Annotated in this window: 23 protein-coding genes; 17 read left to right on the forward strand and 6 right to left on the reverse strand. The window is 68.1% G+C overall.

Annotated elements, in window-relative coordinates:
- Window positions 1-97: 97 nt before the first annotated feature.
- Window positions 98-1012, reverse strand: coding sequence for a biotin synthase (locus tag ACCC97_RS15145; RefSeq protein ID WP_413333596.1), 915 nt, complete (start codon window positions 1010-1012; stop codon window positions 98-100).
- A 53-nt stretch (window positions 1013-1065) separates the two neighbouring features.
- Between ACCC97_RS15145 and ACCC97_RS15150 the strand changes: the two genes are divergently transcribed.
- A complete protein-coding gene (locus ACCC97_RS15150) occupies window positions 1066-1761 on the forward strand; it encodes a phosphoribosyltransferase family protein (RefSeq protein WP_413333597.1) in 696 nt (231 codons plus the stop codon).
- 31 nt (window positions 1762-1792) lie between these two features.
- A complete protein-coding gene (trmL, locus tag ACCC97_RS15155) occupies window positions 1793-2254 on the forward strand; it encodes a tRNA (uridine(34)/cytosine(34)/5-carboxymethylaminomethyluridine(34)-2'-O)-methyltransferase TrmL (protein WP_007836375.1) in 462 nt (153 codons plus the stop codon).
- Window positions 2255-2274: 20 nt separating this feature from the next.
- Here trmL and ACCC97_RS15160 read toward each other — a convergent pair whose 3' ends face one another.
- Window positions 2275-2736 carry a MaoC family dehydratase gene (locus tag ACCC97_RS15160; RefSeq protein WP_007836376.1) on the reverse strand — a complete coding sequence of 154 codons (462 nt, stop codon included), beginning with the start codon at window positions 2734-2736 and terminating at the stop codon, window positions 2275-2277.
- Window positions 2737-2816: 80 nt separating this feature from the next.
- Entirely contained in the window at window positions 2817-3437 is a 621-nt protein-coding gene (locus ACCC97_RS15165; protein ID WP_413333599.1) for a ParA family protein, read from the reverse strand.
- A 93-nt stretch (window positions 3438-3530) separates the two neighbouring features.
- On the opposite strand from ACCC97_RS15165, the gene ACCC97_RS15170 reads away from it, so the two are divergent.
- From ACCC97_RS15170 to ACCC97_RS15200, 7 genes are all read left to right on the forward strand, one after another.
- On the forward strand, window positions 3531-4250 hold the full coding sequence (locus tag ACCC97_RS15170) for an NAD(P)H-dependent oxidoreductase (protein ID WP_413333601.1): 720 nt from the start codon (window positions 3531-3533) through the stop codon (window positions 4248-4250).
- On the forward strand, window positions 4251-6113 hold the full coding sequence (kefC, locus tag ACCC97_RS15175; RefSeq protein ID WP_413333602.1) for a glutathione-regulated potassium-efflux system protein KefC: 1863 nt from the start codon (window positions 4251-4253) through the stop codon (window positions 6111-6113). It begins immediately after the preceding gene.
- A 229-nt stretch (window positions 6114-6342) separates the two neighbouring features.
- Window positions 6343-7680, forward strand: coding sequence for an MFS transporter (locus ACCC97_RS15180; protein WP_413333604.1), 1338 nt, complete (start codon window positions 6343-6345; stop codon window positions 7678-7680).
- 42 nt (window positions 7681-7722) lie between these two features.
- Complete coding sequence (locus tag ACCC97_RS15185; RefSeq protein ID WP_413314378.1) at window positions 7723-8778, forward strand: Rieske 2Fe-2S domain-containing protein; 1056 nt, start codon at window positions 7723-7725, stop codon at window positions 8776-8778.
- Window positions 8775-9740: a PDR/VanB family oxidoreductase gene (locus ACCC97_RS15190; RefSeq protein WP_007836382.1), complete on the forward strand. Its 966-nt coding sequence runs from the start codon at window positions 8775-8777 to the stop codon at window positions 9738-9740. The genes ACCC97_RS15185 and ACCC97_RS15190 overlap by 4 nt, the downstream gene beginning before the upstream one ends.
- A gap of 72 nt (window positions 9741-9812) precedes the next feature.
- Window positions 9813-10280 (forward strand): MarR family winged helix-turn-helix transcriptional regulator, encoded by a 468-nt coding sequence (locus ACCC97_RS15195; protein WP_413333606.1) that lies wholly within the window; start codon window positions 9813-9815, stop codon window positions 10278-10280.
- 127 nt (window positions 10281-10407) lie between these two features.
- Window positions 10408-10911 (forward strand): MarR family winged helix-turn-helix transcriptional regulator, encoded by a 504-nt coding sequence (locus tag ACCC97_RS15200; protein ID WP_007836387.1) that lies wholly within the window; start codon window positions 10408-10410, stop codon window positions 10909-10911.
- A 64-nt stretch (window positions 10912-10975) separates the two neighbouring features.
- Here ACCC97_RS15200 and ACCC97_RS15205 read toward each other — a convergent pair whose 3' ends face one another.
- The 3 genes from ACCC97_RS15205 to ACCC97_RS15215 all read right to left on the reverse strand — a co-directional run bounded on the left by ACCC97_RS15205 (window position 10976) and on the right by ACCC97_RS15215 (window position 15072).
- On the reverse strand, window positions 10976-12547 hold the full coding sequence (locus ACCC97_RS15205) for an acyl CoA:acetate/3-ketoacid CoA transferase (RefSeq protein WP_007836391.1): 1572 nt from the start codon (window positions 12545-12547) through the stop codon (window positions 10976-10978).
- 62 nt (window positions 12548-12609) lie between these two features.
- Window positions 12610-13857 (reverse strand): thiolase family protein, encoded by a 1248-nt coding sequence (locus ACCC97_RS15210; protein WP_413333608.1) that lies wholly within the window; start codon window positions 13855-13857, stop codon window positions 12610-12612.
- 3 nt (window positions 13858-13860) lie between these two features.
- Window positions 13861-15072 (reverse strand): thiolase family protein, encoded by a 1212-nt coding sequence (locus ACCC97_RS15215; protein ID WP_413333610.1) that lies wholly within the window; start codon window positions 15070-15072, stop codon window positions 13861-13863.
- A 156-nt stretch (window positions 15073-15228) separates the two neighbouring features.
- Between ACCC97_RS15215 and ACCC97_RS15220 the strand changes: the two genes are divergently transcribed.
- From ACCC97_RS15220 to ACCC97_RS15255, 8 genes are all read left to right on the forward strand, one after another.
- Window positions 15229-16014: a crotonase/enoyl-CoA hydratase family protein gene (locus ACCC97_RS15220; protein WP_007836394.1), complete on the forward strand. Its 786-nt coding sequence runs from the start codon at window positions 15229-15231 to the stop codon at window positions 16012-16014.
- A 28-nt stretch (window positions 16015-16042) separates the two neighbouring features.
- Window positions 16043-17911, forward strand: a complete 1869-nt coding sequence (locus ACCC97_RS15225; RefSeq protein ID WP_413333612.1) for a feruloyl-CoA synthase — start codon at window positions 16043-16045, stop codon at window positions 17909-17911.
- A 22-nt stretch (window positions 17912-17933) separates the two neighbouring features.
- Window positions 17934-18698 carry an SDR family NAD(P)-dependent oxidoreductase gene (locus ACCC97_RS15230; RefSeq protein WP_007836396.1) on the forward strand — a complete coding sequence of 255 codons (765 nt, stop codon included), beginning with the start codon at window positions 17934-17936 and terminating at the stop codon, window positions 18696-18698.
- A 43-nt stretch (window positions 18699-18741) separates the two neighbouring features.
- Window positions 18742-19881, forward strand: coding sequence for an ABC transporter substrate-binding protein (locus ACCC97_RS15235; protein WP_413333614.1), 1140 nt, complete (start codon window positions 18742-18744; stop codon window positions 19879-19881).
- A 25-nt stretch (window positions 19882-19906) separates the two neighbouring features.
- Entirely contained in the window at window positions 19907-20947 is a 1041-nt protein-coding gene (locus tag ACCC97_RS15240; protein ID WP_413315739.1) for a branched-chain amino acid ABC transporter permease, read from the forward strand.
- Window positions 20948-21280: 333 nt separating this feature from the next.
- The gene (locus tag ACCC97_RS15245; protein WP_007833164.1) at window positions 21281-23092 is read left to right on the forward strand and encodes an ABC transporter permease subunit; all 1812 of its coding nucleotides are present in this window, start codon (window positions 21281-21283) and stop codon (window positions 23090-23092) included.
- A gap of 1 nt (window position 23093) precedes the next feature.
- A complete protein-coding gene (locus ACCC97_RS15250) occupies window positions 23094-23831 on the forward strand; it encodes an ABC transporter ATP-binding protein (protein WP_007833162.1) in 738 nt (245 codons plus the stop codon).
- 35 nt (window positions 23832-23866) lie between these two features.
- Complete coding sequence (locus tag ACCC97_RS15255; RefSeq protein ID WP_413333617.1) at window positions 23867-25606, forward strand: tannase/feruloyl esterase family alpha/beta hydrolase; 1740 nt, start codon at window positions 23867-23869, stop codon at window positions 25604-25606.
- The last annotated feature ends 9 nt before the right edge of the window (window positions 25607-25615 follow it).

Below are 25615 nucleotides of genomic sequence, written 5' to 3' on the forward strand. Positions count from 1 at the left end.
CCCGCACAGCGGCATCGGCGGTATCGCGCCTATGTCCAGACTCAACTCGTCAAGAAACAACCTCTTGACGCTTCACAACTAGGCAAAAAGGCCCGTATCAGGCACCCGGGCGGCCGCGCTGGAGCATCGAGCGCATCTCGCGCAGCGACACCGCGCTTTCGGCCGACAGCGACACGCGCGGCACCGGCTTGAACGCGTGGCCGTAGATGACCTCGAAGGTCAGCGCGATGTGCCCGCCGCCCTCTTCGGCCGGGGCGAGTTCGGGCAACGCCTTCTTCAGCGACTGATGCCAGGCCTTGCCGCGCAGCGCCGGGAAGCGCGCCGGGTGCAGGTTGCGGCCCAGCGTGCGCAGCTCGGCCAGCGCCGCCTCGGGCGTGGCCCAGGTCAGCACGATGCGCTCCATGTCCATCACCGGTTCGGCGAACCCGGCGTGCACCAGCATGTCGCCCCAGTCATGCATATCGGTGAACTCGTGGCCCGCGGCCGGCCAGCCGAGCCGGGCATGCAGCGCGCGCAGCTCGCGCACGGTATCGGGCCCGAGGCAAGAGAACATCAGGAAGCCGTCGGTCGCCACCAGCTTGTGCCAGTGCGCAATCAGCGCCTCCGGGTCGGCCGCCATGTGCAGCGACATGTTGGCCCATAGCAGGTCGACGCCGTCTTCGGGCGGCGCGTCGAAGCGCGCCTTGCCGGCCTGCCAGCGGCGCGCGCTCCACCATGGGGCGGCCAGCGCCTGGCCGGTGGCGGCCGCGAGCGCGGGCTCCGGCTCGATCACGAAGGAAGCCGCGTCCTTGTAGCGGCGGGCGACGAGTTCATGCGCCTCGAGGCCGCTGCGCAACGGTGCCCAGTCGGCCCATGTGCGGGGTTGGGCCTTGATCCATTGCAGCCGGTCTTCCATCCGGCGGCCGATTTCCTCGTGCAGCCAGGGGGAGCCGTCGGCAGGCGCGAGTTGGCGCCAGCGGGCGGCCGCCGTGGCATCGATGGTCGGCGGTCGTCGTGAGGGGTCGGTGGCCATGGGGCCGTGAGTATATTGAGGCCATGTCCAGCCATCGGGCCTTGTGGCCTTTCATGCCTTTCACCTCGCTGCTCGCACGGCTGCCCAGCCAGTGCGCGGTCTGCCGCGCCTGGCCGTCTCGCCCGGTGTGCGATGCCTGCGTGGCCCGCTTCGCACCGCCGACGGCGCGCTGCTGCAGTTGCGCCCTGCCCGTGCCCGAGGGCGTGAGCCGCTGCGGCCACTGCGTGACGCACCCGCCGCCGCTGGACGCCTGCCTCGCGGCCTGCACCTACGCATGGCCGTGGCCGGACGCCATTACGGCATTCAAGTTCCGGGGCGAGGCCGGCTGGGCCGGCCCGTTCGCCACGCTGCTGCGCAGCACGCCCTGGGTGGAGCCGGCGCTGGAGGCTTGCGACAGCGTGCTGCCGATGCCGCTGGCGCCGGGCCGGTTGCGCGAACGCGGCTTCAATCAGGCGCACGAGTTGGCGCGGCGGCTGTCGCCTGCCAAGACCGACGCCACCCTGCTTCTGCGCACCCGCGAGACGCCCGCACAGAGCGGCCTTTCGCGCGCCGACCGGCTGCACAACCTGCGCGGCGCCTTCGCCGTGGAACCGCTGCGCGCCGAGAAGCTGCGCGGCCAGCGCCTCGTGCTGGTGGACGACGTGATGACCAGCGGCGCCTCGCTGTTCGCGGCCGCCGAAGTGCTGCGGCTGGCGGGCGCGGCCCATGTCACGGCCGTCGTGCTGGCCCGGACCGATCCGCCGCGCTGAACCTCCGAGGCGGCCCGCCGACAATCGGCGCATGTTCCATATCGTCCTGGTCCACCCCGAAATCCCGCCGAACACCGGCAACGTGATCCGGCTCGCCGCCAACACCGGCTGCACGCTGCACCTGGTCGAGCCGCTCGGCTTTTCGATGGACGACCGCCTGCTGCGCCGCGCAGGGCTCGACTACCACGAGTACGCCGAAGTGAAGCGCCACGCCGACTGGCAGGCGCTGCTCGCCACGGAGCAACCGGCCGCCGACCGCATGTTCGCCCTCACCACGCGCGGCACGCGGCCCGTGCACGACGTGCGCTTCCAGCCCGGGGACTGGCTGGTGTTCGGCTCGGAGACCAGCGGCCTGCCGCCCGTCGTGCGCGACGGCTTCGCCGAGCCGCAGCGCCTGCGGCTGCCGATGCGCGAGGGCCAGCGCAGCCTGAATCTCTCGAATGCAGTGGCGGTGACGGTGTTCGAGGCCTGGCGGCAGAACGGCTTCGGCTGAAACGAAAAAAGCCCGACGCCTCAGCGGTAGCGGCGCACCACCGACTCGGCCACGCACGCCGGCTTGGCGGCGCCTTCGAGCTCGATGGTGACTTCCCAGGTCATCTGGAAGCCGTCGTCGGCGATCGGCTCCGAACTCAGCAGCTTCATGCGGGCGCGCAGCCTCTTGCCCACCGGCACCGGCGACATGAAGCGAACCCGGTTCATGCCGTAGTTCACGCCCATGCGCGACTCGACCACGTCGATCGCCGTCTCGAAAAAGCGCGGCAGCAGCGACAGCGTGAGGAAACCATGGGCGATCGGTCCGCCGAAGGGGCCGGCCTTGGCCCGCTCGACATCGATATGGATCCACTGGTGGTCGCCCGTCGCCTCGGCGAACTGGTTGACCTGCTCCTGCGTGATGGTGATCCAGTCGCTCACGGCGACCTCCTGGCCAACGCAGGCGGCGAGATCCTGAAGGGTCTGGAATGTCTTTTTGGTCATGCGGGCATTCTGGCGTGCGGGGTGTACGCCCGGCTGTCGGGCTCGCGACAACCGGGCTCAGGGAAAACCGGGAGCCTGGACTAGGTGTCGAGCCATTCGCGGATCGGCTGCCACTGCTCCAGGTCGCGCTGCACGCGGCCGGGCGCGATGTCGAACAGCGTGAGTCCGCGCGCCGCGAGCTGCACGTAGTTCTGCGTGTCGCGCAGTTCGCCGATCACCGGCACGCCGAGCCCGGCGATGAACTCGTGGAGCCGGTCGGCCGCCAGCGTGCGGGCGTTCACGCGCATGCCGACGAGGCCGATCTTCGTCTTTTCGGCGCGGCGGTCTTCCAGCAGCCGGTCGAGGAAGTCGCGCGTCGCGTAGATGTCGAAGATGCTCGGCTGCAGCGGCACGATCACCCGGTCGGCCAGCGCCAGCACTTCCTTGAAGCGCCAGCCGTGCAGGCCGGCCGGCGTGTCGAGCACCGCGTGCGTGGTGCCGCGCGGCGGCCGCACCACCGTGCTGTCGCCGATGGCCTCCCAGGTGGCGATGGGCCGGGCCATCGGCGGACGCAAGTCCAGCCAGAGCCGCGAGGATTGCTGGCGATCCACGTCGCCCAGCATCACGGCATGGCCGTGGCTTGCGAAGTAGCCCGCGACGTTGGTCGCGATCGTCGACTTGCCTACGCCACCCTTGGGATTGGCGACCAGAACCACCGGCATAAAAGCTCTCCTCCGGAACAGGGACAGCGGGAATGGTAGTCGCCGGCGCCCTTTCGCCCGGCGAACCGGCCTTGACTGCGCTATGTTCGCGGGATGACGACAACAACATCCACGGGAAATTCCGGCGGCATCTACGTGCTCGCGGCCCACCCGCACTGGCGCGACTCGCGCGTCAACCGCCGCATGCTCGCCGCCGCGCGGGCCGTGCCGGGCATCGACGTCAACGACCTCTACGGCAGCTACCCCGACTTCGCCATCGACGTCGAAGCCGAGCAGGCCCGGCTCGCCAAGGCCGACCTGGTGGTGCTGGTGCACCCGATCCAGTGGTACTCGATGCCAGCGCTGCAAAAACTCTGGGTCGACGACGTGCTCGGCTACGGCTGGGCCTACGGCCCCGGCGGCACGGCGCTGCAGGGCAAGGACCTCTGGCTGGTCGCCACCACCGGCAGCCCCGAAGCCGCGTACCACCCCCAGAACTACCACCGCTATTTCTTCGACGCCTTCCTGCCGCCCTACGAGCAGACCGCCGCGCTGTGCGGCATGCGCTTCCTGCCGCCGCTGGTCTTCTACGGTGCGCGCAGCGCCAGCGAGGCGGACGTGGCGTCGCACGTCGCAACCTTTGCCCAGCGCCTCGGCAGCTACCCCGACTGGCCCGAGATCGAGGAGATCGACGCCTGCGTGGCCTGCCCCGTGCCCGAGAGCGACCGGCCAGCCGACACCAACGACATCGGCCAGGTGGTCTCCAGCGCCCTCCAGGCTGCCATGGCCCACGGCCTCGCGGCCACGGCCGCAGACAACGGCAAGGCGGCCTGAATGGAACACGCACCCGCCTGGCTGACCAACAGCCTGATCTACCTGGGCGCCGCCGTGCTGGTGGTGCCGCTGTCGAAGGCCCTGGGCCTCGGCTCGATCATCGGCTACCTCGTGGCCGGCATCGCCATCGGCCCCTGGGGACTGGGCCTCGTGTCCAGCGTCGAGGACGTGCTGCACTTCGCCGAGTTCGGCGTGGTGCTGATGCTGTTCCTCGTGGGCCTCGAACTCGAACCCAGGCGCCTGTGGAACCTGCGCCGCCCCATCTTCGGCTGGGGCGCCGCGCAGGTGCTGAGCTGCGCGACGGTGCTGTTCGCCGCGGGCTGGGCCGTGGGCGCCGAATGGCGCGTGGCGCTGGTGGCAGCGCTGGGCCTCGCCTTGTCGTCCACCGCCATTGCGCTGCAGGTGTTCGGCGAGCGCAACCTGCTGAAGACGCCCAGCGGCCAGGCCGGCTTCTCGATCCTGCTGTTCCAGGACGTGGCCGCGATTCCGATCCTCGCACTGCTGCCGCTGCTCGCGGGCGCCACCACGGCCGAGCAGTCCATCACCGGCCTCGAACGCGCGCTGGAAGCCGCGAAGATCATCGGCGTGATCGGCGGCATCATCCTCGGTGGCCGGCTGCTGCTGCGTCCCATCCTGCGCTGGATCGCGCGCAGCGACACGCCCGAGATCTTCACCGCCGCCGCGCTGCTGCTGGTGGTGGCCATCGCCGCGCTGATGCAGGCAGTCGGCCTGTCGATGGCGCTCGGCGCGTTCCTCGCCGGCGTGCTGCTGGCCGAGAGCGAATACCGGCGCGAGCTCGAGACCGACATCGAGCCCTTCAAGGGCCTGCTGCTGGGCCTGTTCTTCATCGCCGTGGGCATGTCGATCAACTTCGGCGTGCTGATCGCGAGCCCCTGGGTCATGGCGATGCTGGTGGTCGGTTTCATGGCCGTCAAGCTGGTGGTGATCTACGCGCTCGCCAAGGCCATGGGCATTGCCTACCAGGAGCGCCCGGTGTTCACGCTGCTGCTGGCGCAGGGCGGCGAGTTCGCGTTCGTGGTGTTCCAGGCCGCGGGGCCCGACGTGCTGCCGCCCGAGATCACCTCGCTGCTGATCGGCGCGGTCGCGCTGTCGATGCTGCTGTCGCCGCTGCTGCTGGTGCTGCTCGACAAGTTCGTGCTGCCGCGCTACAGCCGCAACGGCGGCACCCAGCTGGAAGAGATTTCGGAGCAGCAGGACGCCAAGGTGCTGATCTGCGGCTTCGGCCGATACGGCCAGATCGTCGGCCGCATGCTGATGTCGCAAGGCCTGCGCGTGACAGTGCTCGACCACGACGCCGACACCGTCGAAGGCTTGCGCCAGTTCGGCTTTCGCGTGTTCTACGGCAATGCCACGCGGCTCGACCTGCTGCGCACCGCAGGCGCCGGCTCGGCCAAGGCCATCGTGGTGGCGGTGGACGACATCGAGCAGTCGCTCGAAATCGTCGACCTGGTGAAGGAGAACTTCCCGCAGGCGCGCATCATCGCGCGGGCTCGCAACGTGACGCACCTGTTCCAGCTGCGCGACCGTGGCGTGATGGACGTGGAGCGCGAGGTGTTCGAGTCATCGCTGCGCAGCGCCCGCACCACGCTCGAAGCACTGGGCTGGCCGGCGCATGAAGCGCGCGAGTCGGCCATGCGCTTTCGCCGCCGGAATATCAAGCTCAGCGACGAGATCTATCCGCACTACAAGGACCGCGCCAAGCTGATCGCGGCCAACAAGGCGGGCCGCCAGCAGTTCGAGGAACAGATGGCGCGCGAGCGCGAGGAGCGACAGCGGCGCTCGGGGCGCGACTGGGATCGGATCGACGAAAACGAGGCAACGAAGGAAGAGGCGGACGCGTAGCGCCCCTCCGCTCGCGCCTTCAGGGGGCCCCGGCATCACGTCGGGCGTGGACCTGCCGCCCCAGCCAAGAAGAGCGGGACGCCATATCGATTTCCATCAGGGTTTCCCCTCAGCAAGCTCCAATCCATCATTCAGTACACTGATTGTCATATTCAGTGTGCTGAATGTCATGTCGCACTCAAAAAAACCTTCGTGCGACTGCGCTTGTATTTCCCTTCAGGAGACAACGATGAAACACGCCTTGCGCCGTGACCTGGACGAAGGTCCCATGAGCAGATTCCAATGGAGCGCGATCGCCATCTGCGTCACGCTCATCATGCTCGACGGCTTCGACGTGCTGGTGATGGCATTCACCGCCGCCAGCGTCTCGGCCGAATGGAAGCTCAGCGGCGCCCAGCTCGGCGTGTTGTTCAGTGCCGGTCTGTTTGGCATGGCCGCCGGTTCGCTGTTTCTCGCGCCCCTTGCCGACCGATTCGGGCGCCAGGCCATCATCCTCCTGTGCCTCGTCGTGATCGCGCTCGGCATGGGGCTTTCGGCGCTGGCGCAGAGCAGCACCCAACTGGCGGCCCTGCGCGCACTCACAGGGCTCGGCATCGGCGGAATGCTGGCCAGCGTCGGCGTCATCACTGCTGAATTCGCCTCGAACAAGTGGCGCAGCACGGCTGTCGCCTTGCAGGCGACGGGCTATCCCATCGGCGCGACGATCGGTGGCAGCATCGCCGCGGTGCTGCTCGAGGCCTACGGGTGGCGCTCGGTCTTCGTCTTCGGCGGCCTCGCCACGGTCGCCATGATTCCGCTGGTGCTCTGGCGGCTGCCGGAATCCGTCGACTTCCTCACTTCGAGGCGCCCGGCTGGCGCGCTGCAAAAGCTCAACGCCCTGCTGCGAAAAATGCAGCGCACCGAACTGGCCGAACTCCCGCCGCTCCCGGCCGTTGGCGAACGCCCTTCCAACACGATCCCGGGCCTGTTCAACGGCGGACTGGCCCGCTCGACGCTGCTGCTCTGGGCCGCATTCTTCCTGCTCATGTTCAGCTTCTACTTCGCGCTCAGCTGGACGCCGAAGCTGCTGGTTTCGGCGGGGCTCTCGGCCCGCCAGGGGATCACGGGCGGCGTGCTGCTGAACATCGGGGGCATCGTTGGCGGCAGCCTGTTCGGGCTGCTGGCCGCCCGGCTGGACCTCGGCCGGCTGACGGCTGCCAGCCTGACGATGACAGCCGTCGCCATGGCCGCCTTCGGCGCCTCGACTGGTCACCTCGGTGCGTCGTTCGCGATTGCCTTCCTGATCGGCGCATTCATCTTCGGCTCGATGGCCGGCCTCTATGCGTTCGCGCCGGTCATCTATCCGGCGGCAGTGCGCACGACCGGCATGGGCTGGGCCATCGGCATCGGCCGCATCGGTGCCATCCTCGCTCCGCTGATTGCCGGCATGCTGCTCGACGGCGGCTGGCAGGCACCGAAGCTGTACTACGCCTATGCGCTGCCGCTGATCGCGGCGATGGCGGCAGTGCTGGCGCTGCGCCAAAGCGCCGCGCGGCAATCCACAGGCGCCGTGATCAGTGCGCACTGAGCCGGTTTCTTTTTCTTTCCCGGAAATCTCAAGGAGACACACATGTTCCCGAAAAATGCCTGGTACGTGGCCTGCACCGCCAACGAAATCGACGACAAGCCGCTGGGCCGGATGATCTGCGGCGAGAAGCTCGTGCTGTACCGTGCGGCTGAGGGCAAGGCTGCGGCGCTGGAGGATTTCTGCCCGCATCGGGGTGCACCGCTCTCGCTCGGCTCGGTCGTCGAAGGCAAGCTCGTGTGCGGCTATCACGGCCTGGAGATGGGCTGCGACGGCAAGACGGTCGCCATGCCCGGCCAGCGCGTGCGTGGATTCCCCGCGATCCGGTCCTTCCCGGTGATCGAGCGCTATGGTTTTGTCTGGGTGTGGCCCGGCGACCCGGCCCTGGCCGACCCGGCCAAGCTGCATCACCTCGAGTGGGCCGAAAGCCCGGATTGGGCCTACGGCGGCGGCCTCTTCCATATCCAGTGCGACTACCGGCTCATGATCGACAACCTGATGGATCTGACGCACGAGACCTACGTGCACGCGACCAGCATCGGCCAGAAGGAAATCGACGAGACGCCGACCAAGACCGTCACCGAAGGCGACACCGTCACCACCGCCCGCCACATGGAAAACATCATGGCGCCCCCTTTCTGGCGCATGGCGCTGCGCGGCAACCACCTGGCCGACGACGTGCCGGTCGACCGCTGGCAAATCTGCCGTTTCACGCCGCCGAGCCACGTGCTGATCGAAGTCGGCGTCGCGCACGCCGGCAAGGGCGGCTATCACGCCGACCCGGCGCACAAGGTGTCGAGCATCGTGGTCGACTTCATCACCCCCGAAACGGAAACCTCGATCTGGTACTTCTGGGGCATGGCACGCAATTTTCAGCCGCACGACAAGGCGCTCACCGCATCGATCCGCGAGGGCCAGGGCAAGATCTTCAGCGAAGACCTCGAGATGCTCGAATCGCAGCAGCGCAACCTGCTCGCGCACCCGCAACGGCAGTTGCTCAAGCTCAACATCGATTCCGGCGGCGTGCAGTCGCGCCGTGTCATCGAACGCCTGATCGCACAGGAAGACGAAGCTTCCAGCAAGCAGGAGGTCGCAGAATGAACGCCTCCGAACTCAACGTGCGCGTTGCACGCAAGCACGTCGAAGCGCTGGACATCTGCACATTCGAACTGGTGCGGGAAGATGGAGGCGCCCTGCCGGCGTTCTCGGCCGGTTCGCACATCGACGTGCACATGCCGAACGGTGTCACGCGCCAGTACTCGCTGTGCAATGACCCGAGCGAGAGCCATCGTTATCTGATCGGCGTGCTGCGCGACCCGAACTCCCGCGGCGGATCGCAAACGATGCACGACCTCGTCAAGGAGGGCGACGCGCTTCGCATCAGCGCACCGAAGAACCACTTCCCGCTGGCGCACGGCGCCGCGCACAGCGTGCTGATTGCCGGCGGAATCGGTGTGACGCCCATTCTGTGCATGGCGGAGCGGCTGGCGGTCGCCAACGCGGCCTTTGAAATGCACTACTGCACGCGTTCGCAGGAACGCACCGCGTTTGTCGAGCGCATCGCGCGAGCGCCATTCGCTTCCCGGGTGCAATTTCACTTCGATGACGGGGATGAAACGCAGAAGTTGTCGCTTCCGGCCGTTGTCCAGGCTCCGAAGACGGGCGTTCATCTGTACGTGTGCGGGCCCAAGGGCTTCATGGACTGGGTGCTCGACGCTGCACGCGCCGCCGGCTGGCCGGTCGACCAGCTCCACTACGAATTCTTCTCGGCCGAGGTGGTCAAGTCGGACGCCGACGCAGCCTTCGAGGTCAAGCTCGCGAGCTCCGGCCGCATCGTTGCGGTGCCCAAGGACAAGACGGTGGTGCAGGCCCTTGCGGCGGCGGGTATCGAGGTCGCCACTTCGTGCGAGCAGGGCGTGTGCGGCACGTGCCTCACGCGCGTGCTCGAAGGCGAACCCGACCACAAGGACATGTATCTGACGCCCGAGGAACAGGCAGCCAACGATCAGTTCACGCCCTGCTGTTCGCGATCGCGTTCGCCGATCCTCGTGCTCGACCTGTAGGGCGCTTGGAGCGGGAGGGGCTCGGTAAGATCGCGGGCTTCTGCGCCGCCGAAGCCGATCTGTTTCTCCATCATGTCCCTCAGCAAGTCCAATACCGCCGCGATCGACATCAACGACCAGCCGGGTCACCTCATCCGGCGCGCCCATCAGATCGCAGTGTCGGTATTCCACGAGACGCTGGGGCGCGACGTCACGCCGGTGCAATATGCCGCGATGCGCGTCTTGCAGGACAAGCCGGGCATCGACCAGATCACCCTGGCCCAGCAGGTGGCCCTCGATACCTCCAGCGCTGCCGACATCGCCGCGCGCCTGGAAACGAAGGGATTGATCACCCGCAAGATGCTGGCGCGCGGACAGCGCGAGTTGCGCCTCACGACCGCCGGCGAGGATTTGCTTGCAGAGATGGTGCCCGCGATGGCACAGATGCAAGACACCCTCCTGGGCTCGCTGAGCGAGAAGGAGCGCGCAGATTTCATGGCGTTGCTCAGAAGGTTCGTCACCGTCAACAACGAGAAGAGCCGCGCGCCGATGCGCGCTTAATGCGGGCGGCGGGTCCCCTCTTCGGGATGGCGGGGTTGTCCACGAGCGCCGTGGTGGCTTCGCAAGCCGACTGTTGTAATCGGACATGGAACGCCGTGCGAACGCGTCGCCTCGGCACAATCACCCCATGCCCAGCGTCCAACCCATCAAGAAAAAGACAGCCCCTGCGGTCGCAGCCACCCCGGCGCCCATGACCGGGTCCGTGGACACCGCCTTCCTTCGCACGCTGGTGGGCTACAACGCGCGCCGCGCCTCGCTGGCCGTGATCGAGGTGTTCATGGAGCGCATGGCGGTGTACGGCCTGAAGGTGGTGGATTTCTCGGTGCTGTCGCTGATGGCGCACAACCCCGGCATCACCTCGCGCCAGCTGTGCGCCACGCTCGATGTGCTGCCGCCCAACCTGGTAGGACTGATCGCCGCGCTGGAGCGGCGCGGGTTGATCGAACGCCGCCCGCACCCGAGCGACGGCCGCGCCCTCGGCCTGCACCTCACGCCGGCAGGGATGGATCTGACCGCGCAGGCCGAGCAGACCGCCGCCGACCTGGAGGTGGACGCCACCGGGCGCCTGACGGCCGCCGAGCGCAAGACGCTGATCCGGCTGCTGCAGAAGGTGTACTCGCGGGGGGAATGAAGTTCCCTGTGGTTCTGCGTCCGCGCGCGGGGCCGAAGACGACGCGGGCGCTATCGGAGGTACTTCACTCGACGCGCGACCTTTCGGCCATGGCCTTGGCCAGGCCACCCCACTGGGCGCGGAACAGCCCTGGGTCCATGGTCTTCACGTCGCGCATCAGGGGCCTGAACCCCATGTGCGCCAGCACATCGCGCTCCAGGTCGATGCCCGGCGCGATCTCGATCAGTTCCAGCCCTTCGGTGGTCAGGTGGAACACCGCGCGTTCGGTGACGAACAGCACGTTCTGCTGGCGCCGCGCGGCATCCAGCCCATTGAAGGTGATCTGCTCCACCTTCTCGATGAACTTGCGGGACTTGCCTTCCTTGACGATGGTGAGCTGCCCGTCGGCCACCTTCACCTGCAGGCCCCCGGCGGTGAAGGTGCCGCAGAACACCAGATTCTTCGTGGAGCACGTGATGTTCACGAAGCCGCCGCAGCCCACGGGGCGGCCGTTGAATTTGCTCACGTTCACGTTGCCGTGGTTGTCCACCTGGGCCAGGCCCAGGAAGCTGGCGTCCAGGCCGCCGCCGTCGTAGAAGTCGAACTGCAGCGACTGCTCGATGATGGCGTCGGCGTTGTAGGCCACGCCGAAGTCGCCGCCCTGCGCGGGAATGCCGCCGGTGATGCCGCTCTCGACACTCAGGGTCAGCTGGTCGGCCACGCCCTCCTCCGCTGCCACCGAGGGCACGCCGGCCGGGATGCCGATGCCCAGGTTGGTGATCGCGCCGGGCGCAAGCTCCAGCGCCGAGCGGCGGGCAATCACCTTGCGCTCGTCCAGCGGCATGGGCTCCAGCGAGTTCACGGGCACGCGCACGTCGCCGCACAGCGCGGGGCTGAACTGCGTGGTGATGGTCTGCATGTGGTTCTCGGGCTGGCTGACCACCACGTAGTCCACCGACACGCCCGGCACCTTCACCGACTTGGGGTGCAGGCTGCCGGCCTGGACGATGCGCTCCACCTGCGCGATGACGATGCCGCCGCAGGCCTTGGCCGCATGGGCAATGTTGATCTGCTCCAGCAGCATGCCTTCCTTGTCCAGCGTGATGTTGCCGTTCTCGTCGGCCAGGGTGCCGCGGATGATGGCCACGTCGATCTTGGGCGAGGGGTAGAACAACCATTCCTCGCCGTTGAATTCGACCAGCCTGACCAGGTCTTCGGTGGACTTGCCGTTGAGCTTGCCGCCCTCGATGCGCGGATCGACGAACGTGCCCAGGCCCACCTTGGTCAGCAGGCCCGGGCTGCGGCTGGCGATGTGCCGTGTGAGGTGCGACAGGCTGCCCTGCGGGAAGTTGTAGGCCTCGACCTCGCCTTCGAACACCATCTTCATCATCTCGGCGCCGGTCTGGCCGAAGTGGCCGGCCACGGTGCGCTTGATCATGCCGGGGTGGGCGAAGTGCACCATGCCCGCGTCCTTGCTGTTGCCGATGGCGCCGCAGGCCCAAGTGGTCACGTTGCGCGGGTGGCCTGTGTCCAGAAAGGTTTGCTCCACGCCCTTGAGCACTTCCTCGGGCAGGCTGGTGACGGCCAGGCCGCCCAGGAAGATGGTGGCGTCGTCGGGGATGAGGGCCCCGGCTTGGGCGGCGGTGATGATTTTCATGGCGTGTGGTTTTGTTGTCGGGAACGGGTTCGGTCGTTCTGGCGTCTTGAGTCCGGCAGCTCTCAGGCTTCGGGGTTTTCGATAAGCAACGCCATGCCCTGCCCGCCGCCCACGCAGGCGCTGGAAATGCCGTAGCGCAGGCCGCGGCGGCGCAGTTCGCGCGCCAGCGTCACCGTGAGGCGCACGCCGGTGGCGGCAAGCGGGTGGCCCAGCGCGATGGCGCCGCCGTTCACGTTGAGCTTGTCGCGGTCGAGGCCCAGCTCGCGCTCCACCGCGATGGTCTGGGCGCCCTGGGCCTCGTTGATTTCGAACAGGCCGATGTCGTCCAGCGCGAGCCCGGTGCGCGCCAGCAGCGCGCGGATGGCGGGGGCCGGGCCGATGCCCATGTACTCGGGCGCCACGCCCACCGCCGCCGCACCGCGCAGACGCGCCAGGGGCTTGAGGCCGCGCTGCTGCACATACGCATCGCCGGCCACCACCGCGCCCACGGCGCCATCGACCAGGGCCGAGCTGTTGCCGGCCGTCTGCACGCCACCGGGATAGACGGTGCGCAAGCCCGCCAGGGCCTCGATGGGCGAGGGGCGCGGGTGGCTGTCGCGGTCGAGCTGCGCCACCTTGCGCGGCAGCGTGATGCCCCGCGTGGCATAGCCTTCGAGCGCGAATTTTTCGCTCGTCACCGGCACGATCTCGCCGGCCAGGAAGCCATCGGCCTGGGCCTTGAGCGCTCGCTCGAACGAGCGGGCGGCGTAGGCGTCCACGTCTTCGCGGGTGATGCCGTATTTCTTCGCCAGGTTCTCGGCGGTCTCGATCATCGTGACCGGGCCCGCGGTGTCGATCAGCGCTTCCATCAGGAAGTCCTTGAACTCCACCGGCGCGCCCAGCTTGAAGCCCGTGCGGTGCGTGTAGGCGGCAATCGGGTTGCGCGTCATGGACTCGGTGCCCACCACCAGCGCCACGTCGGCATAGCCCAGCGCGATCTGGTCGGCCGCCTGGCGGAGCAGCTCGAACCCCGTGCCGCAGATGCGCTGCACCAGGATGGCCGGCACGCTCTGCGGCACGCCCGCGTACAGGCCGATGTGGCGCGGCAGCACGAAGGCGTCGAAATCGGCCTGCGCCATCGATCCGGTGATGACCGAGTTCACGTCGGCGGCGGACACGCCGCTGCGCTCCAGCACCGCACGGGCGACCTTGATGCCCATGTCGGTGGGCGACACATGGCCCAGGGGACCGCAGTAGTCGACCATCGGCGTGCGCACGCCGTCGATCAGCCAGGCGTTCAGGGAGGCGGAAAAGGAATGTTCAGTGGTCATGGATCAAGCTTTCTGGGTTCTGCTGTCGGTCACGCGCAGCACGGTGGCATAGCCGCTGTCGCCTGCGGCGCAGCCGGTGAACAGGCCCACGCCGCCACCGCGCAGCACCAGCTCTTCGATGAGTTCGATGATGGCGCGCAGTCCCGTGGGCGCCTGCGGGTGGCCCCAGATGATGGAGCTGCCGTAGTTGTTCATGCGCTCCCACGCGAAGCCGGTGTCGCGCGCCAGGGCGATGTCGTTCACGGCGAACGGGTTGTGGGTCTTGACGGCGTCCACGTCCTTCATGGCGAGGCCCGCGTGCTTCAGCGCATTGAAGGCGGCGGGCACCGGCGCCATGGGCATGTAGCCCGCCTCCACGCGCGCCATGCCGAAGCCCAGGATCTCGATCTCGATGCCGGGATCGATGGACGCAGCGCGCGCCCGTTCGCGCGTGGTGACGATGGCGCCCGCGTTGCCGTCGGCCGGATGGGTCTGCCCGCCGAAGGTGACGGTGCCGCCCTCCTTCACGGGCTTGAGCCTGGCCAGGCCTTCGGCCGTGGTCGGGAAGATGCCTTCGTCGGTGCCGAGCGTGCCGGTCTGCTTGCGGAATTTCGAGTCGGAGAGCGGCACATCGGCCATGTAGCGCTTCTGGAACGCGCGGTCATCGGCCAGCGCCTGCTGGTACTGGGTGTAGCGGTGCAGCTTCAGCGCGTGCTGTTCCTCGGTGCTGATGCCATAGCGCGCGGCCACGTTCTCGCCGGTCTGCAGCATCGCGTTCTTGGCGTAGGGGTCGTGCGCCATGTTGTCGGGCACCCAGTGCTCGGTGATGCCGTAGCCGCCGGTGCCACTCGAATCCGGGTAGTACACGACCGGCCCGTTGGACTGACGGTCGGCCATCACCAGCAGCGCGCTACCGGCCGTGCCGCAGGCCACTTCCTGCGCGGCCATCTGCAGTGCGCGCACGCTGGTGGCGCAGGCCTGCTGCACGGTGGGGCCGGCCACGCGATCGATGCCCATGAGCCCCGTGACCCACGGCAGTCCGTAGAAGCTGCCCTTCTGCGGATTGGTGATGCCCAGGATGGCCAGGTCCACCGCCGCGAGGTCGTAGCCGCGCGCCGCCAGCGCCTGCCGGCCCACCTTGGCCGCCAGCGGCAGTGCATTGAGATTGGCCAGCGAGCCCTGCCACTTGGCAAAGGGAGACGACCAGTAGATACCGTAGGGGATGAAGGCGTTCATGGCGGGTTCCTTGTTCCTGAGGGCTGCATTTAGTTATTTATCATAACCATATGATCCACTGAAAAAGCTAGGGAAAGCACCTAGAAAAGAGCCCGGCTTCGACCTTGTTTTAGTTATCTTCAATAACCATAATTTCATCAACTCACAGACCTCACCATGACCCAGTCCACCGACATCTCCCTGGAAATTCGCGGCGAACGCGAGGAAATCGCGGTCATCCGCCTGACCCGCCCCGCCAAGCGCAACGCCTTGAACGATGGCCTGATCCTCGCGCTGCGCGATTTGATGGAAAGCCTGCCCGCCACTGTGGCCGCCGCGGTGATCGACGGCCAGGGCGAGCACTTCTGCTCGGGGCTGGACCTCAGCGAACTCAAGGAGCGCGATGCCGGCCAGGGCCTGCACCACTCGCGCATGTGGCATGCAGCGCTCGATCGCGTCCAGTTCGGCCCCGTGCCCGTGGTGGCCGCGCTGCACGGTGCCGTGGTGGGCGGCGGGCTGGAGCTGGCCAGCGCGTGCCACATCCGCGTGGCCGACGAATCGACCTTCTACGCGCTGCCCGAAGGCTCGCGCGGCATCTTCGTGGGCGGTGGCGGCGCGGTGCGCATCCCGCGCCTGATCGGCACGGCCCGCATGACCGACATGATGATGACCGGCCGCGTCTACAACGCCGTGGACGGCGAGAAGGTCGGCTTTGCGCAGTACCTCGTGCCCGCTGGCACCGCGTTCGACAAGGCCTTCGAGCTGGCCCAGCGCATCGCCCAGAACGCGCCGCTGACCAACTACGCGCTGATGCACGCGCTGCCCCGCATTGCCGAGCAGCCGTCCGACCAGGGCCTGATGACCGAAGCCATGATGGCCGCCATCGCACAGAGCGCACCCGAAGCCAAGGCCCGCGTGCGCGCCTTCCTCGACGGCAAGGCGGCCAAGGTCAAGAAGGACTGATGCACGTCGCGCGCACGGAAAGCCCCTGATGACTGCAACCCCCTCCACACCTCGCTACCGCCCCCTGCGTTTCGGTGTCACCGAAGTGCGCACCCGCGCAGCGGACAACGGCGTGGTCTATGTCGAAGCCGCGCAGGCCCTGCAGCCGCACCCCGTGCGCCTCACCGAGCGGCTGGCGCACTGGGCGCAGGTGGCGCCCGAGCGCACGTGGATGGCGCAACGCGTGAAGAACGCCGATGGCAGCCTGGGCGAATGGCGCCACATCAGCTACAGCCAGGCGTGGGCCGCGGCCCGCAGCATTGCGCAGGCGCTGCTGGGCATGAACCTGGGCACCGAGCGGCCCGTGGCCATCCTGAGCGAGAACGACCTGGACCACGCGCTGCTGTCGCTGGGCTGCCTGGTGGCCGGCGTGCCGCAGTGCACGGTGTCCACCGCGTATTCCACGATCAGCCAGGACTACGACAAGCTGCGCCACGTGCTGGACACGCTGACGCCGGGCCTGGTGTTCGCAAGCGACGCCAGGCGCTTTGCCCGCGCCATCGGCGCCACGGTGGCCTCCGATGTGCATGTGGTGCTGGGCAGTGGCAGCATCGAAGGGCGTCGCACCACGCCGTTCAGCGAGCTGCTGGCCACCCCCGCCACGCCCGCCGTGGATGCGGCGCACAGCGCGATCACCGCGGACAGCATCGCCAAGTTCATGTTCACCTCGGGCTCCACCAAGCTGCCCAAGGCCGTGATCGTCACGCATGGCATGTGGGCCGCCAACCTGCAGCAGATGAACCAGTCCATGCCCGTGCTGGCCGAAGAGCCGCTGGTGCTGGTGGACTGGCTGCCGTGGAACCACACGTTCGGCGGCAACCACAATTTCGGCATCGTCATCTACAACGGCGGCACGCTGTACCTGGACGAGGGCAAGCCCACGCCCACGGGCATGGCCGAGACCATCCGCAACCTGCGCGAGATCGCGCCCACGGTGTACTTCAACGTGCCCACGGGCTTCGAGGTGATCGCCCAGGCGATGAAGACCGATGACCAGCTGCGCAAGAACCTGCTCAGCCGCGTGAAGATGTTCTTCTTCGCCGCGGCCGCACTGTCGCAGCCCATCTGGGACGCGCTGTTTGAAAGCGCCGAGCGCGAGGTGGGCGAGCGCATCGTCATGAACACGGGCCTGGGCATGACCGAGGGCTGCCCCTTCTGCTTGGCCGTGAACAGCCCCGACGTGCAGGCCGGCGACATCGGCGTGCCCACGCCGGGGCTGCAGCTCAAGCTGGTGCCCGTGGACGGAAAAATCGAGGTGCGCTACCGCGGCCCCAACATCACGCCCGGCTATTGGCGCAACCCCGAGGCCACGCGCGAGGCTTTCGACGAAGAGGGCTTCTACTGCTCGGGCGACGCAGTGAAGTGGATCGACGAGAACGACCTCAACAAGGGCCTGAAGTTCGACGGCCGCATCGCCGAGGACTTCAAGCTCAGCACCGGCACCTTCGTGAGCGTGGGCCCCATGCGCGCCAAGATCATCGCGGCCTGCGCGCCCTACGTGCAGGACGCCGTGCTCACCGGCATCAACCTCAAGGAAGTCGGTGCGCTTCTGCTGCCCACGGCCGCCTGCCGCACCCTGAGCGGCCTGCCCGCCACCGCCAGCCTGCAGGAAGTGGTGCAGAGCGCGCCCATCCAGCAGCATTTCCAGAAGGTGCTGAACCAGCTTGCGGCGCAGGCCACCGGCAGCGCCACGCGCGTGGCACGGGCCCACCTGATGGCCGAGCCACCGTCGCTCGACAAGGGCGAGATCACCGACAAGGGCTCCATCAACCAGCGCGCCGTGCTTCAGCACCGTGCGCATCTGGTGAACGCGCTGCACGACGGCAGCCTGCCTTTCACCATCGTTCCCCAACACTGAATTTCACCGGAAGGAATCCACCATGCACATCCAAGGACAAGCCGCCATCGTGACCGGCGGCGCATCCGGCCTCGGCGAAGCCACCGCACGCGAACTGGCGCGCCTGGGCGCCAAGGTGGCCGTGCTCGACCGCAATGCCGAACAGGCCGAGAAGATCGCCGCCGAGATCGGCGGCGTGGCGTGCGCCTGCGACATCACCGACGCCGCCAGCGTGACCGCCGCGCTGGACAAGGCCGCCGCCGCCCATGGCCCCGCACGCATCCTCATGAACGTGGCCGGCATCGGCAGCGCCAAGCGCATCGTGCAGCGCGACGGCAGTGCCGCGCCGCTGGAAGACTTCACGCGCGTGGTCACCATCAACCTGATCGGCAGCTACAACGTGAGCCGCCTGTTCGCCGCCGCCTGCGCCAAGCTGCCCGCGCTGGACAACGGCGAACGCGGCGTGATGATGTTCACCGCCTCGGCCGCCGCGTTCGACGGCCAGGTGGGCCAGCAGGCCTACAGCGCCTCCAAGGGCGGGCTCGTGGGCATGACGCTGCCCATGGCGCGCGACCTGGCCCAGCACGGCATCCGCGTGTGCACCGTGGCGCCCGGCCTGTTCGCCACGCCGCTCATGAAGGAGCTGCCCGAAGCCGTGCAGCAGTCGCTGGCCGCGTCGATCCCGTTCCCGCCACGCCTTGGAAAGCCCTCGGAGTTCGCCGAGCTGGCCTGCCACATCGTCACCAACGGCCATCTCAACGGCGAAGTGATCCGCCTCGACGGTGCACTGCGCATGGCGCCGCGCTGACTCTTCAAACCCGCTTCCATCCCGCTTCCTTCAGGAGACATCGATGACATTCAAGAAAAAGACCACCCTCGCCGCCGTGCTGGCGCTCATGGCCGTGGGCATGGCCCATGCCGACATCACCATCGGCGTGGTGCAGCCCCTCACCGGCCCGGCCTCCGGCCTCGGCATTCCGGTGAAGAACGGCATCATGATCTGGCCCAAGACGATCGCGGGCGAGACGCTCAAGGTGGTGGTGCTCGACGACGCCACCGACCCGACCACCGGCGTGAAGGACACGCAGCGCCTGGTGACGGAAGACAAGGCCGACGTGATCATCGGCTCCAGCGCCACGCCGGTCGCCATTCCGATGGCCGACGTGACCGCCGAAGCCGGCACGCCGCAGATCGCGACCTCGCCCGCCAGCCTGCCGCCGGGCAAGGACAAGTGGTTCTTCCGCATGCCGCAGTCGAACGACGTGATGGCCTACGCAGTGGTCGCGCACATGAAGAAGCAGAACGTGAAGACGGTCGGCTTCCTCGGCTACACCGACGCGTACGGCGAGCTGTGGCTCAAGGCGCTGACCGCCGAGGCCGCCAAGAACGGCATCAAGATCGTCGCGACCGAGCGCTTCGCGCGCTCCGACACCAGCGTGACCGGCCAGGTGCTGAAACTCACGTCGGCCAACCCCGACGCGATCCTGATCGTGGCCTCGGGCAGCGGCGCAGGCATGCCGCAGAAGGCGGTGATGGAGCGCGGCTACAAGGGCAAGGTCTACCAGACGCACGCCGCCGCCACGCAGGACCTGATGCGCACCGCCGGCAAGGACGCCGAAGGCACCTTCGTGGTGTCCGGCCCCGCCACCGTGGCCGAGCAGTTGCCCGACAGCCATCCCTCGAAGGCCGCCGCGGTGGCCTTCGTGCAGGGCTACGAGAAGGTCTACGGCCCCGGCTCGCGCAACCAGTTCGCCGGCCACTCGGCCGACGCGCTCACGGTGCTCGAGAAGGCCGTGCCGGTTGCACTCAAGAAGGCCAAGCCCGGCACGCCGGAGTTCCGTGCCGCGCTGCGCGATGCGCTCGAAGGCATGGGCCGCACGGTGCTCGCGCACGGCGTGCTCAACTGGACGGCACAGGACCACTGGGGCTACACGACCGAGACCGGCGTGATGCTCAAGGTGGTGAACGGCGCGTTCAAGGTCGAGCAGTAACCTTCTTCAATCGCAGCCTCACGCCATGGACTTATCAATCGCCAGCATCCTGACGCTGGACGGCCTCACCAATGGCGCGATCTATGCCCTGCTGGGCATGGGCATCGTGCTCGTCTTCACGGTGACCCGCGTCATCTTCATCCCGCAGGGCGAATTCGTGGCGTACGGCGCGCTGACGCTGGCGATCTTCCAGACCGGCAAGACGCCGGGCACGGTGTGGCTGCTGCTCATACTGGCCGGTGTTGCCGCGCTGATGGATCTGGTCACGACCTGGCGCCACAGCGGCAGCGCGGCGGGCGGGCTGAAGGCGGCAGCGCGCACCTTCGTCCTGCCGGCCATCATCTGCGCGGTGTCGGCGTGGGCCGGCCCGCGCAACCTGCCGATCGGCGTGCAGGCTCTGCTCACGGTGTTCATCGTGACGGCCTTCGGGCCGCTGGTGTACCGCGTGGCGTACCAGTCGCTGGCCGGCGCGAGTTCGCTGGTGCTGCTGATCGTCTCGGTCGGCGTGCACTTCGCGATGACGGGACTGGGCCTGCTGTTCTTCGGCGCTGAAGGTTTTCGCAACCCGCCGTTCTGGGACGAGCGCATGGCGCTGGGCCCGCTGAACGTGAGCGGGCAGGCGCTGATCATCTTTGCCATGTCGGCCGCGCTGATCGTGCTGCTGTACCTGATGTTCGAGCGCAGCCTGTATGGCAAGGCGCTGCGGGCAACGGCCGTGAACCGGCTGGGTGCGCGGCTCATGGGCATTTCCACCCAGGCGGCGGGGCAGCTCACTTTCGCGATGACGGCACTCATCGGTGCGCTCTCGGGCCTGCTGATCGGGCCGACCACGACCGTGTTCTACGACTCGGGATTTCTCATCGGCCTGAAAGGCTTCGTAGCTGCCGTGGTTGGCGGGCTTGCAAGCTACCCGGGTGCACTGCTCGGTGCGCTGGCAGTGGGCGTGATCGAGTCCTTCGGTTCTTTCTGGGCGAGCTCGTTCAAGGAAGTGATCGTGTTCACCATCATCCTGCCGGTGCTGCTGTGGCGCTCGTTGCGCAGCGGGCATTCGGATGAGGAGCATTGATGAGCACACGTTCTTCTTGCCGCTCCAGGGGTCGTTCGGGGTGCGCTCACGCCGACGGGGTACCTTGCTCCGCGAATGTCCCCCGGCCTGCGGCCTCCTCCTTTATTTCGCTGCGCAAGGCACCCCATCGGCGTGAGCGTCCAGCAGAGCGGTTGAACTGCCTGCACAAGCAGAGCGCCCATCGTGCACAGGGCACCGGGTGCTCCCCGCAGCGAAATAAAGGAGGAGCCGAAGGCGGGGGACATTCGCGGAGGGGAGTACCCGGTGGCCTGTGCACGCGCCCCGAACAAGCGCACCTGAAACAAAACAAACAACCCGCGATGGATCACTGAGATGGAAGCGCTTCTGAATCCTTCTTCGACCCCTGCGCCGGACAAGAGCCTGCTGCGCACCTGGGGCCCGCTCGCACTGATCCTGGTGCTCGTCGCGCTGCCATTCCTGCCGCTGCCCGACTTCTGGATCATCCAGCTCAACTACATCGGCATCTACACCCTGCCCGTGCTCGGCCTCGTGCTGCTCACCGGCGTCGGTGGCCTCACCTCCTTCGGGCAAGCGGCCTTCGTGGGCATCGGCGCGTACACCACCGCCTACCTCACGGTGAACACCGGCCTGTCGCCGTGGGTCACGCTGTTCATCGGCCTGGCGCTCACCGGCCTCAGCGCCGCGTTCATCGGCGCGATCACGCTGCGCATGTCGGGCCACTACCTGCCGCTGGCGACCATCGCGTGGGCGCTGTCGCTCTACTACCTCATGGGCAACCTCGATGCGCTCGGCAAGTACGACGGCATCCTGGGCGTGAAGGGGCTGTCGCTGTTCGGTTTCGAGTTCGGCCAGCAGCGGCTGTTCTACGGCGTGGTCTGGGCTTTCGCGATCCTCGCTGCGTTCGCGGTGATCCGCCTGCTCGATTCGCGCAGCGGCCGCGCCATCCGTTCGCTGGCCGGCGGCTCGCAGATGGCCGAGGCCATGGGTGTGAACACGCTGCGCTTCAAGATCGGCATCTTCGTGCTGGCGGCCATGCTCGCATCGATCTCGGGCTGGCTGTTCGCGCACTTCCAGCGCACGGTGAACCCGTCGCCCTTCGGCCTGAAGATGGGCATCGAATACCTGTTCATGGCGGTGCTCGGCGGCGCGGCCCACGTGTGGGGTGCCATTGCCGGTGCCGGCGTGGTCAAGCTGCTCGAAGACCAATTGCAGGTGCTGCTGCCCAAGCTGATCGGCACGGCCGGCAGCTACGAGCTGATCGTGTTCGGCATCATGATCGTGCTGGTGCTCAAGTACCTGCCCAGCGGGCTGTGGGCCTTCGTCGACCGGCGCCTGCCGCGTCCGCGCCGCAGCGTCGACTGGCAGAACGCCAAGGACCTGCCCGCACGCGCCAAGCCGGCCGCCGGCGAGGTGGTGCTCGACGTGCAGGCCATCCGCAAGACCTTCGGCGGGCTGGTGGCGGTGAACGACATCAGCTTCCAGACACGCGCCGGCCAGATCGTCGGCCTCATCGGGCCGAACGGCGCGGGCAAGTCGACCACCTTCAATCTCGTGACCGGCGTGCTCGGGCTTTCGGGCGGCGCGGTGCGCTTCCGTGGCGAGGCCATCGGCGGGCTGGGCGCGCGGCAGATCGCGCAGCGCGGCGTGTCGCGCACCTTCCAGCACGTGAAGATGGTGGCCGACATGACGGTGCTCGAGAACGTGGCGCTGGGCGCCCATCTGCGCGGCCACAAGGGCGCCATCGCCGCCATGCTACGCATCGACCGCACGGAAGAGCGCGCACTGTTCCGCGAGGCCGAGCGCCAGCTGCAGCGCGTGGGCATGGGCGACTACCTGCACGAGATCGCGGGCAACCTCGCCATGGGCCAGCAGCGCCTGCTGGAGATTGCGCGCGCACTGTGCGCCGACCCGGCCCTGCTGCTGCTCGACGAGCCCGCGGCCGGCCTGCGCCACAAGGAAAAGGAAGCGCTGGGCAAGGTGCTGCGGCAGCTGCGCAGCGAAGGCATGAGCATCCTGCTGGTGGAGCACGACATGGGGCTGGTGATGGACATCTGCGACCACATCGTGGTGATGGAATTCGGCACGCACCTGATGGAGGGCACGCCTGCCGAGGTGCAGAACAGCGACAAGGTGCGCGCGGCCTACCTCGGAACGGAGCATTGAGATGACCACACCCCCCCTGCTCCACATCCGCGACCTGCACGCCGGCTACGGCCGTGCCGAAGTGCTGCACGGCATCGACCTGAAGGCCGGCCAGGGCAGCGTCGTCACCGTGATCGGCCCGAACGGAGCCGGCAAATCCACGCTGCTCAATGCGCTGATGGGCGTGCTGCCTTCGAAGGGCGTCATCGAGTTCAAGGGCCAGCCCATCTCCACGATGACGCTCGAAGAGCGCGTGATGCTCGGCATCGCGCTCGTGCCCGAGAAGCGCGAGCTGTTCGGCACCATGCCGGTGGAAGACAACCTCGTGCTCGGCGGTTTTCGCCAGGTGCGGCTGCGCAACAAGCAGTGGCGCGACCGCATCGACGAGGTCTACACGCTGTTCCCGCGCCTGAAGGAGCGCCGCACGCAACTGGCCGGCACGCTGTCGGGCGGCGAGCGGCAGATGCTGGCGGTGGGCCGCGCGCTGATGTCGCGCCCCACGCTGCTGATGCTCGACGAACCCAGCCTGGGCCTTGCGCCGCTGGTGGTGCAGGAAATCTTCCGCACGGTCGATGCGCTGCGCGCCACGGGCGTCACCATCCTGCTGGTCGAGCAGAACGCACGCGCCGCGCTCGAAGTGGCCGACCACGGCTATGTGCTCGAGATGGGCAGCGTGAGTCTCGAAGGCGAAGCGAAGAAGCTGGCAGTCGATTCGCGCGTGATCGACACCTACCTGGGCGCGGCAAGAAAAGCCGCCTGAAGAAAGTGCCGCGGCCTGCGCGGCAAGGAGACAACATGAACCGACAGCAGCGCCCCCTTTCCCTCGGCCTGTGCGCGACCGCGATCGGCGTTGCCGCCTTGCTTGTGGCCTGTGCGGGGCGTCCACCCGCAGCGCACGCACCGCTGGCCGCCGCGCGTCCCGGCACGCTGCAGGCCTGCACCGACCTCGCCGCGCGTGCCGCGCTGCCGGGCACGGCCTACACCTCGGCCACCGAGGTGCCTGCGGGCGCCGTCACGGTCGGCGGCGTCGCGATGAGCGCTCCCGCGCACTGCCTCGTGCAGGGCCGCATGAACGAACGCACGAGCCCGGTCGACAACCAGCGCTACGCCGTCGGCTTCGAGATGCGGCTGCCCGTGGCATGGAACGGCCGCTTCTTCTACCAGGCCAATGGCGGGCTCGACGGCGTGGTGGTGCCCGCGATCGGCGGCATCGGTGGTGGCGGCCCGCGCAGCAGCGCGCTGCAGATGGGCTTTGCCGTCATCAGTTCCGACGCCGGCCACGCGGGATCGATGGGGCCGCGCTTCGGGCTCGACCCGCAGGCACGGCTCGACTACGGCTACAACGCCGTCGCGCAGCTCACGCCGATGGCGAAGAACCTGATCGCCAAGGCCTACGGGCGCGGACCCGACCGCTCGTACTTCGGCGGCTGCTCCAACGGCGGCCGGCATGCGATGGTGGCCGCGGTGCGTTCGGCGCAGCAGTACGACGGCATCCTCGCGGGCGACCCCGGCTTCAACCTGCCGAAGGCGGCGGTGGCACAGCTCTACGGCGCGCAGCAATACGCGGCCGTGGCCAGCGCGAAGACGCCGGCCGGCCAGCCCGATCTGCAGAGCGCCTTCACCCCGGCCGAGATGAAGCTCGTGGCCGACAAGGTGCTGCAGCGCTGCGATGCACTCGATGGATTGGCCGACGGCATCGTGTCGAACGTGCAGGCCTGCCAGGCACGCTTCGACATCCAGGCGGACGTGCCCACCTGCGCCGCCGGCACGCGCGATGGCATGTGCCTGAGCGCGCCGCAGAAGAACGCACTCGCCAACGTGTTCGTCAAGGGTGCGCGCAACAGCGCAGGCCAGCCGCTCTACAGCAGCTTCCCGTTCGACGCGGGCGTGAGCGGCAGCAACTGGCGCGAGTGGAAGTTCGCAAGTCCGCCGACGCGCGACGCGGGTGCCGTGGGCTTCATCTTCACCACGCCACCGCTGGCCGAGCGGCCGCAGGGCCTGCCCTTCGCGCTGGGCTTCGACATGGACCGCGACGCACCGCGCATCGCGGCCACCGACGGTGTGTTCCACGAGTCGGCGCTATCGTTCATGACGCCGCCGGACGCGGCCAACCTGGGCGCGCTGCGCGACAGGGGCGGCCGCATGATCGTCTACCACGGCACCAGCGACCCGGTGTTCTCGTCCGACGATACCGCCGCCTGGTACGAGCGTGTGCAGGCCGCGAACGGCGGCGATGCCTCTTCGTTCGCGCGCTACTTCCCGGTGCCCGGCATGAACCACTGCGCAGGCGGCCCGGCCACCGACCAGTTCGACATGCTGAGCGCGCTGGTCGACTGGGTCGAGCAGGGCAAGGCGCCCGCATCGGTCACGGCCGCCGCGCGCGGTGTGGGCACGCCGGTGCCCAACGCCGAAGTGCCCGCCAACTGGTCGGCGCAGCGCACGCGGCCGCTGTGCCCCTACCCACAGGTCGCCACCTACACCGGCGGCGACACGGAGCGCGCGAGCAGCTTCGCCTGCAAGCCCCCTGCCCCTTAGATTTCCGCT

Origin of the sequence: Variovorax sp. Varisp85, from assembly GCF_047304045.1 — a bacterium.
Classification (GTDB): Bacteria; Pseudomonadota; Gammaproteobacteria; order Burkholderiales; family Burkholderiaceae_C; genus Variovorax.